Genomic DNA, 9,945 nt, shown 5'->3' with positions numbered 1-9,945 from the left:
TCTGCACGACTTGCAGCTTGAACTCCGCGTTGAATGTTCGTCTTTGCTTCTTGGTCATATTTCTCGTCCAGGTGGATTCCACCTATCGAGGTGTCCGGGGGAATTAGACCAGCACAACCTCACTAAGAGCCGTCAGAAATTTTTCAGAAGTTATACGAATCGCTGGCGGCATTAACCAATTTTTTTCATCTTCTTCATCTCTAGTTAGTAGTTCGCGCTCGTGATCATTGATGAAGAAGGGGTGTTTTATTTTCTTCAGGTCATCGTCAGAGTAGTACGTACTCAGGCTGATGATCGAGTCTGGATGTTGCACACGATTTCGTGCGAGTACTAGTTCTTCCAATAGTGTCAACTGGCACTGGCTATCTTCAAATTTGACACTGAAATGGTTCAAGAAATATTCCCTGTAACCATGAAACCAGCCTCGACTTTTAAAAGTCTGTGCGAGAGATTTGTCGACAGGAATTCCAAGTTGACGTTCCCATGCCTTGAGGTAAAGATGCAACGATGCACTCAGCATCGAAATGCATGACCCACCAAGAACTTGCAGTGACTCTTCCGCCTCTAGCCATTCGGAAATAAAGGCCGGTTCAGCGTCTTCGCTGTATGGCGGCACAAAGGGCTCCTCTTCCGCCTCAATTTTCCGCTTCCGCTCGATGAACGAAGCGGCGCTGTTGACGTACAACTGCCTAATGAAAATAAGTCGCTGATCGAGAAAGTAGCGAATATCCATTGCAATGCTCCTGACATCCAACGTGAAAAAGGTTTCATCATTTGGGCAGCGTTGGACTCAAATTCATGGAACTCACCCCAAAAACGGATTCACCAGCGTCAATCCGCCATACCGCTGCCCGTGCGTCATGTCTTCGGTGTACAAAATCTGCGCCCCGGCGCGCACGGCAGCCTCGACCACCATGGCATCCCAGATGGAGAGTTTGTGCTGGATGGCTTTGTCCATGGCGGCGCTGACCAGGGCGGTGTCGCTTTGCACCACCTGCCATTCGGTGTAGGCCAATGCCATGGTGCGGGCGGTGTCGGCGGGCATTTTTTGTTTGCGGGTCAGCACGTTGAACAGCTCAATCAGCACCTGGGTGCTGATCATCGCCTCGCCGTCTGCGCCGGCCTGGGCTACCAGTCGCCGTGCCTGGGCTTGCTTTACCGGTTCCTTGCTGTCGGTGCAGTAGACCAGCACATTGGTGTCAAAAAAGACGCTCACGGTTGGGCGCGGGCTTTGATGTGGTCACGGGCGCGGAAGTCGTCGGCATAGAGCTCGTCGCGCAGGGTTTTGCGCTTGGGTGCCGCTTTGCCCGCATCGGGGGTAGTTTGTGCCGTGGCGGCATCCATGGTGGCGATCAGCCGGGCGGTGGAGGCTTCACGTTGCTTCTTCAGCGCGTCGTCCGAGCCGTCCACGTATTGCTCCAAAAACTCACGCACCTTGGCGCTGAGCGAGGTGCCTTGCTGGATGGCGCGCACACGTGCTTTTTTGATGAGTTGGTCGTCCATCGAAATGGTCAGGTTGGACATGCTTTCTCCTGGATGGGGTTTCAATATAGCACGTGAACATGTGAACCTGTGTTTGAATTCGTTCTTCCCGGCCATTGCCTCACGGTAGATTGGGAGAATATTGGCCTCTAGCCTATATTCCATAAGCGCTAGCAGCTATAAATAGTGCAGCTATCGGCTTTTGCCAAGCGACTTCTCCGCCCACACCTATGGTTGGCGCGGTGGGGTCGCAGCGCTATTTATTTCGCAGCTGTGTGCGTCAGCGCACATACGTTGCCGCAACGGAAGCAAACACTCGGGCCATCCTGCATCGACGCTCCAGCGCATGCATGCAGGACTTCGGCCCGGTACTCCAAAGCTGGTTTGCTTACCTCGCCCGCCTTCAGCGTCAGCCCTCACAGAGACATCAAATGCATACATTACAAAATCACCCACGGGCCCTGCCGTGGGCCGTGGCGTTGGCGGTTGGAACCCTTACCGCCTGTGGCGGCGGCGGGGGACGGGATCCGATTTTGGGTACCGGCGGCACCGTGGGTGTGGCCCCGGTTGTGACCAGTGCCAGCCCGCTGCCGGGTGCCAGCCTGGTACCCATCAATACCAAAAAAATCATCGCGGGCTTCAGCAAGGCGATGGACGGCAGCACCTTGACGGCCAGCTCCTTCACGCTGGCCTGTCCCACGGGTACGCCGGTGGCGGGCGTGGTGGGATATGACGCGGTGGCCCGGTTGGCAACGCTGTCCCTTCCGTCCACGTCCACCCTGCCACCCAACGTGTTGTGTACCGCCACCGTGCGCACTGCCGCCAAGGACACGGCCGGATTTGCGCTGGCCAGCGACCATGCGTGGACCTTCACCACCGGTGTGACCAGCGACCTGACAGCGCCCACGGTGACCGGCACCATCCACGCCAATGGCGCCACCGGCGTGCCCACCAACACCCGCGTGGGAGCCACGTTCAGCGAATCGGTAGACCCCACCAGCATCAACGCCACCACCTTCAGCTTCATGCAAGGCGCTACGGTGGTGCCCGGCACGGTGTCGTCTTCTGGCGGCAACGTGGTCTTCACACCCACTAACGCATTGGCGGCCAACACCACTTACACCGCCACCTTGGGCACGGGAGCCATGGACCTGGCAGGCAACGCCCTGGCCAGCCCGTATGTGTGGAGCTGGACGACAGCCGCCACGGCGGACACCACCGCCCCCACGGTCAGCCTGGTGTTCCCGGTGGACAACGCCACCCAGGTGCCCAACAGCAGCGCACCCAGCGCCACCTTCAGTGAGGCTATGGATGCGAACAGCATCAACGCCACCAACTTCAGCGTGGCCGGCGTGCCGGGCCAGGTGGGCTTTAACGCGGTGAGCCAGGTGGCCACCTTCACACCTACCAACCCGCTGGCCAACAATACCTTGTACACCGCCACGCTCAAGGGCGGCACTGGTGGCGTGCAGGACATTGCAGGCAACGTGCTGGCCGCCGACAAGGTGTGGCGCTTCACCACGGCGGCGGTGACGGTGTTGCCACCCAGCATCAACCTGGGATCGGCGGCGACCTTTGGCACCTTTGGCGGTACTGCGGGCATGACCAATACCGGGGTGTTGACGCAGGTCAACGGCAACATCGGCACCATTGCCACCGGCACCTCGTCGATCCGCGGCTTCCATGACCGAAATGGCGATATCTACACCGAAACCCCGGCCAGCATCGGCGCGGTGAACGGCACCATCTTCACCTGCACCAACTCAGTCACCGGCCCCAACGCCGCAGGTCCGAATGCCGCCAACTGTGCCGTGGCCACCCAGGCCCGGCTGGATGCCCAAACCGCGTATCTGGCCTTGGTGGCGAAGCCGCCCGGTGCCAACCCCGGTGCGAATCTGGCCAACCTGACGCTGGCACCCGGCGTGTACACCTCGCCCAGCGGCTCGTTCATGGTGCAAGGCGGTGACCTGACGCTGGATGCCCAGGGCGATGCCAACGCGGTCTGGGTGTTCCAGATGGCCACCACCTTGACGGTGGGCGGACCCGGTGCCGCCTTTCCCCAGCGCATTGTGTTGGCGGGCGGCGCGCAGGCCAAGAACATCTACTGGCAGGTGGGCGCGTTTGCCACCATCAATGCGGCCGGTGGCGGCAGCATGGCGGGCACCATCATCACCCAGACTGGAGCCTCGTTCTCTACCGTGGGCAATACCGTGCCGGTGACGCTGAACGGCCGCATCTTGTCGCTGGGTGCCTCGGTGACGTTGGTGGACACGCTGATCAATGTGCCCGCTCCCTGATCCCGCCAGCACCCCCACACCCCCTTGGAGAACCCTATGAACTTTCAAAAAACCTCGTGCGCACTGGCCTGCGCGGCGGTGGCGGCCCTGGCCAGCCCGATGGCCCTGGCAGATAGCACCGGCTGGTATGGCGGCGCCAGCGTAGGCCCGACCCGGGCCGATATCGACGACGCACGGATCCGTAGCAGCTTGCTGGCCAACGGCTTTGGTTCGGTGTCGATTGCCGAAGATGGCCGCAGCACCGGCTACAAGGTATTTGGTGGCTACCAGTTCCACCCAAACTTCGCGCTGGAAGGCGGGTACTTTGACCTGGGCAAGTTTGGCTTTACCGCCAACACGGTGCCCGCGGGCAGCCTGCAAGGCGAGATCAAGCTGCGGGGCTTGAACCTGGACCTGGTGGGCACGCTGCCCATCACCGGCAAGTTCTCGGCGCTGGCCCGCGTGGGTGCCAACTACGCCCGTGCGTCCGACACCTTCTCGGGCACCGGTGCGGTGGGGGTGAATAACCCCAACCCCCGCAAGCACGACACCAACCTCAAGCTGGGCCTGGGCGTGCAGTACGCGTTCAGCGAGTCGCTGGCCATGCGTGCCGAGGTCGAGCGCTACCGTGTCAACGACGCGGTGGGCAACAAGGGCGATGTGGACATGGTGTCGGTAGGCCTGGTGTACCGCTTTGGCGGCCCCAGCTACGCGCCGGTGGCCCGCGCGGCCACGCCCGAACCCATGCGGGCGGCACCCGAGCCGCAGGTGGTGGCACCGGCCCCCATGCCCATGCCCGTGCCACCCCCCGCGCCCGCGCCTGCAATGAAGGTGACTTTGTCCGCCGATTCTTTATTCGGATTTGACCAGGCCACGGTGGCACCCGCAGGCCAACGGGCGCTGGACACATTCGCCGCCGACCTGAAGGGCCTGCGGTTCGATGCCATCACCGTCACCGGGCATACCGACCGCATCGGCTCCCATGCGTACAACATGAAGCTGTCTACCCGCCGCGCCGAGGTGGTGTCTAACTACCTGGTGCAGTCGGGGGGCATTCCGGCCGCCAAAATTGCCGCCAGGGGTGTGGATGGTTCTGACCCGGTAACCCAGCCGGGCGACTGCAAGGGCAACAAAGCCACCAAGGCCTTGATCGCCTGCCTTCAACCCGACCGCAGGGTAGAGATCGAAGTCACTGGCACCCGCTAGGGTGTAAGGGCGTGCGCCGGGCTGGCGTGGGGCAAGCCCTCCAGCCCGGATAATCCCCGGATATGTTGAAAATTGAGTTCCCCGAATCCCTGCCCGTATCCGCCAAGCGCGACGAGATCATGGAGGCCATTGCGCAGCACCAGGTGGTGATTGTGTGTGGCGAAACCGGCTCCGGCAAAACCACGCAGTTGCCCAAGATCGCCCTGGCCATGGGGCGCGGCAAGCTAAACCACCCGGGCGCTCGCGGCCATTTGATCGGCCACACCCAGCCGCGCCGTATCGCCGCCAGCTCGGTGGCCAAGCGTATTGCCGAAGAGCTCAAAACCCCGCTGGGCGAGGTGGTGGGTTTCAAGGTGCGCTTCCAGGACCGGCTGGGGCGCGATGCCTCGGTGAAGCTGATGACCGACGGCATCTTGCTGGCCGAAACGCAGACCGACCCTTTGCTACAGGCCTACGACACGCTGATCATCGACGAGGCGCACGAGCGCAGCCTGAACATCGACTTTTTGCTGGGTTACCTGCGCCAGATATTGCCGCGCAGGCCGGATCTGAAGGTGATCGTCACCTCCGCCACCATCGACGCCGACCGCTTTTCTAAGCACTTTGAATCGCGCAACGGACCGGCCCCCGTCATCATGGTGTCGGGCCGCATGTTCCCGGTGGAGCAGCGCTACCGCCCCTTCGAGGAAAGCCGCGAATACGGCCTGAACGACGCGATTGCCGACGGCGTGGACGAGCTCTGGCGCGACCCGCACAACGCGGGCGACATCCTGATCTTCCTGCCCGGCGAGCGCGAAATCCGCGAGGCCGCCGACCACCTGCGCAAGCACGTAAGCCACCAGCCGCTGTACCGCAGCGCCGAGGTGCTGCCGCTGTTTGCCCGCCTGAGCCCGGCCGAGCAGGACCGCATCTTCGACAACCACGGCGATCGCCGCATCGTGCTGGCTACCAACGTGGCCGAAACCTCGCTCACGGTGCCAGGCACGAGATACGTGATCGACGCAGGTACGGCGCGCATCAAGCGCTATTCATTCCGTAGCAAGGTGGAGCAATTGCTGGTGGAGCCGGTCAGCCAGTCTTCGGCCAACCAGCGCGCCGGGCGCTGCGGGCGGGTGGCCAACGGCATCTGCATCCGGCTGTACGACGAGGTCGATTTCAATGGCCGCCCGCGCTTTACCGACCCCGAAATTTTGCGCAGCTCGCTGGCCGGGGTGATTCTGCGCATGAAGTCGCTGCACCTGGGCGTGGTGGACGACTTTCCGTTTCTGGAGCGCCCCTCCAGCCGCGCCATTGCCGACGGCTACCAGCTGCTCAACGAGCTGGGCGCGGTGGACGATGTGAACGAGCTCACCGCCATGGGCAAAGAGCTGGCCAAGCTGCCGCTCGACCCCCGCGTGGGCCGCATGATCCTGGAAGCCCGCGACCGGCAAGCGCTGGACGAGGTGCTGGTGATTGCATCGGCCCTGAGCGTGCAGGACGTGCGCGACCGCCCCATGGACATGCAGGCCCAGGCCGACCAAGCGCACGCCAAGTTTGACGACGACCGCAGCGAGTTCAGCGGTTACCTGAACCTGTGGAAGTGGATCAACGACGCACGCGGAGGCGAGGGCGCACACAAGCTCAGCAACCGCCAGTACGAGCAGTTGCTGCGGCAAAACTTTGTCAACATCCGCCGCGTGCGCGAGTGGCGCGACATCTACAGCCAGCTGCACACTGTGGTGGCCGAGCACAAATGGCGCTTGAATGCGGCCCCGGCCAGCTACGAGCAAATCCATTTGTCGATGCTGTCCGGCCTGCTGGGCAACATCGGCTGGAAGACCGAGGGCGATGAGGTCGCGCAGACCGAGTACCTGGGCGCGCGCGGCATCAAGTTCCACCGCCATCCCGGCGCGCACCTGCGCAAGAAGCCGGGCCGCTGGATCGTGGTGGCCGAGCTGGTGGAAACCACGCGCCTGTTTGGCCGCGGCATTGCGGGCATCGAGCCGCAGTGGGTGGAGCAGGTCGCGGGCCATTTGCTCAAGAAGCAGCTGCTCGACCCGCATTGGGAAAAGAAGGCCAGCGAAGTCACCGCGCTGGAGCGGGCAACGCTGTACGGCATCGTCATCTACAGCGGCCGCCGCGCCAACTTTGGCCGGGTAGACCCGGTGGGGGCGCGCGAAATCTTCATCCGCGAAGCCCTGGTGCAGGGGCAGTGGGACTGCAAGTTCCCGTTTCTGGAGGCCAACCTCAAGCTCATCAAGCAGGTGGAAGACCTGGAGCACAAGGCCCGCCGCCAAGACGTGCTGGTAGACGACGAGCTGATCTACGCCTTCTACGACCAGCAGTTGCCCGCCGATGTGTACGGCGGCGCCAGCTTCGAGCGCTGGTACAAGGATGCGCTGCAGCACAACCCCAAACTCCTGCTGCTGACCCGCGAGGAGCTGATGCGCCACGAGGCGGCGGGTATTACCACCCAGTCTTTCCCCAAAACCATCCGCCTGGGCGGCGTGGACTGCGCGGCCACCTATCTGCACGAGCCGGGCGATGCGAAGGATGGCCTGACCGTCACCGTGCCGCTGTTTGTGCTGAACCAGGTGAACGACGAACGCTGCGAATGGCTGGTGCCCGGCATGCTCAAAGACAAGGTGCAGGCGCTGATCAAGACCCTGCACCAGCGGCCCCGCTCGCGCCTGGTGCCGCTGCCCGAAACCGCCCGCACCATGGCCGAGACGCTGAACACGCCCGAGCTATTCGGCCACGGCCCGCTGGTGGATGCAGTGCTGAAGCTGGTGCGCGCCGCCACCTCGCTGGACATCGCCCGGGCCGACATCAAGGCCGACATGCTCAGCCCGCACATGTTCATGCACTTTCGCGTGGTGGACGAACATGGCCGCCAGCTGGGCACGGGCCGCAACCTGGGCGCACTGAAGGCCGAGCTGGGCGCGCAGGCGCGTGGGGCGTTCCAGGCGCTGGCGGGTTTGAAGATGGCCCAAAATGCCGAGATTTCTAAGCCAAATCAGCCCGTAGCGCCCATTCCATCGGCGCAAGCAGCTATTAAAAAAGTAGCGACACCGGTGGCCCCGGCGAACCAGCGCTACACCGCCTGGACCTTCGGTGAGCTGCCCGAGCTGCTGGAAATCCAGAAGGGCGGCCAGACGCTGATCGGCTACCCCGGCCTGATCGACGCGGGCGATGCGGTGACGATTGAGGTGTTCGACGAGCCCGAAGTAGCCGCCGCCAAGCACCGTGCTGGCCTGCGCCGCCTGTTCTCGTTGCAGATCAAGGACGCGCTGAAGTATCTGGAAAAAAACATCCCCGACCTGCAAAAAATGGCCGTGGTCTATATGCAGGTGGGCAAGAACGCCGACGGCTCGGGCGGCGGCACGATAGAGGAGCTGCGCGCGCAAATCATCGACGTGGCGCTGGACCGGGCCTTTCTGCTCGACCCCCTGCCCACCGATGAATTCGCCTTCAAGCGCCGCATCGACGAAGGCCGGGGCCGCCTGACCCTGATCGCCAACGAGGTGGCGCGCCTGGCCCTGACGGTACTCACCGAGTACGGCACCGCCGCCCGCAAGATCAAGGACACCAAGAACGCCCCCGAGGCCACGGCCGATGCCGCCCAGCAGCTCGCCCGCCTGATCCCCAAGCGCTTTCTGGCCGCCACCCCCTGGCCTGCGCTACAGCACACCGCCCGCTACCTCAAGGCCATCACTGCCCGGCTGGACAAATACCGCGCCGACCCGGCCCGCGATGCCGCCCGCCTGCTGGAGCTGCGCCCGCAAGAGCAGCGCTACTGGCGGCTGGTGGCCGAGCGCAAGGGTGTGGCCGATGCGCGCATGCAGGAGTTCCGCTGGTTGCTGGAAGAGCTGCGCGTGAGCTTTTTCGCCCAGGAGCTGAAAACCCCGCAGCCCATCAGCGTGAAGCGGCTGGAAAAAGCCTGGAGCCAATTAGGGGCCTGAGCTTTACACTTGTATCTCCTGGATACATCTTGAATCCTGTGCGGGGGTCCAAAAATGTTGCAACGCATCTACGCCACCATGGCATTGGCATCCAGCATGGCCGCTGCGGCTGCAGATTTGCCGCTCTGCCCCGACCGCCCGATCCGCTTTGCCTACTTTGAGATGGGGGCCTTGTACAGCCGGGGCGTGGGCATCGACAAGGACCTGGTCGATGCGCTGCAAAAGCGCTCGGGCTGCACGTTTGCGGCGGCGGTGCAGCCCCGGGCGCGCACCTGGCTGGAGCTGGAGCGCGGCAATCTGGACATGACCGCCTCTGCGCTGCGCACACCCGCCCGCGACCAGTTCGCCTGGTTCGTGGATTACTTTACAGACCGCAACAGCCTGCTGCTGCGCACCGAGCTGCCCGCCACCCTGCAGTCGCTGCCCGATCTGCTGGCCGACAACCGGGTGCGCGTGGGCGTGGTGCGCGGCTTTGTGCACGGCGCGGCGCTGGATGGCTTTGTGCAGGAGCTGCGCAAGCAGGGCCGGCTGGAGGACGTGGAGGACCAGGAGACGCTGTACCGCATGCTGGGCGTGCGCCGCTTCGATGCCATCTTTGGCTACCCCTATGTGTACGTGCAGTACCTGGGCCAGAACCAGATCGCCGACAAGGTGCGGGTGGTGGAGCTGACCAGCTTGCCCACCACCCTGAACTACATGGCCTTGTCGCGCAAAGCTTTCACCCAGGCGCAGGCCCAGCGCTGGCAAGAGCTGCTCAACACCATGCGCGCCGACGGCAGCCTGCAGGCGATATTCCAGAAACACCTGGGTGCACCTGCCGCCCGTGCCCTGTTGAAATATTAGCCAAATCGGCCTCCAGCGCTTATTGCATAAGCGTGACAAGCTATCAAAATTAATTATTGCGGGCTTGCCGCCTCAGGGGAATTGCCGCGTAGTTCCCAGCTATTTTTAGCCAAATATTAAAAAAGTGTCTGATTAACCGCAAGCAGGCATTGGCAGCATTGCGGATTTCAAGACACACGGGCACTCCAGAGCTTTAA

General features: G+C 62.9%; 7 protein-coding genes. 4 read left to right on the top strand and 3 right to left on the bottom strand.

Going from position 1 to position 9,945, the window contains the following annotated elements:
- Window positions 1-103 precede the first annotated feature (103 nt).
- From AC097O_RS22545 to AC097O_RS22535, 3 genes are all read right to left on the bottom strand, one after another.
- Window positions 104-733, bottom strand: coding sequence for a hypothetical protein (locus tag AC097O_RS22545; RefSeq protein WP_479595201.1), 630 nt, complete (start codon window positions 731-733; stop codon window positions 104-106).
- A 72-nt stretch (window positions 734-805) separates the two neighbouring features.
- Entirely contained in the window at window positions 806-1,216 is a 411-nt protein-coding gene (locus AC097O_RS22540) for a PIN domain-containing protein (protein WP_479595200.1), read from the bottom strand.
- Entirely contained in the window at window positions 1,213-1,524 is a 312-nt protein-coding gene (locus tag AC097O_RS22535; RefSeq protein ID WP_479595199.1) for a DUF6364 family protein, read from the bottom strand. The genes AC097O_RS22540 and AC097O_RS22535 overlap by 4 nt, the downstream gene beginning before the upstream one ends.
- A 389-nt stretch (window positions 1,525-1,913) precedes the next feature.
- Here AC097O_RS22535 and AC097O_RS22530 point away from each other — a divergent pair, with 389 nt between their 5' ends.
- From AC097O_RS22530 to AC097O_RS22515, 4 genes are all read left to right on the top strand, one after another.
- Complete coding sequence (locus AC097O_RS22530) at window positions 1,914-3,779, top strand: Ig-like domain-containing protein (RefSeq protein WP_479595198.1); 1,866 nt, start codon at window positions 1,914-1,916, stop codon at window positions 3,777-3,779.
- A 36-nt stretch (window positions 3,780-3,815) separates the two neighbouring features.
- Window positions 3,816-4,964, top strand: a complete 1,149-nt coding sequence (locus AC097O_RS22525; protein WP_479595197.1) for an OmpA family protein — start codon at window positions 3,816-3,818, stop codon at window positions 4,962-4,964.
- A gap of 62 nt (window positions 4,965-5,026) precedes the next feature.
- Window positions 5,027-8,905, top strand: a complete 3,879-nt coding sequence (hrpA, locus tag AC097O_RS22520) for an ATP-dependent RNA helicase HrpA (RefSeq protein WP_479595196.1) — start codon at window positions 5,027-5,029, stop codon at window positions 8,903-8,905.
- Window positions 8,906-8,959: 54 nt separating this feature from the next.
- Window positions 8,960-9,748: a substrate-binding periplasmic protein gene (locus AC097O_RS22515; RefSeq protein ID WP_479595195.1), complete on the top strand. Its 789-nt coding sequence runs from the start codon at window positions 8,960-8,962 to the stop codon at window positions 9,746-9,748.
- Window positions 9,749-9,945 lie beyond the last annotated feature (197 nt).

Source organism: Rhodoferax sp. LS1P39 (genome assembly GCF_056521425.1).
The sequence above is the reverse complement of the archived record's forward strand: the minus strand, read 5'-3'. Positions and strand labels throughout refer to the sequence as shown.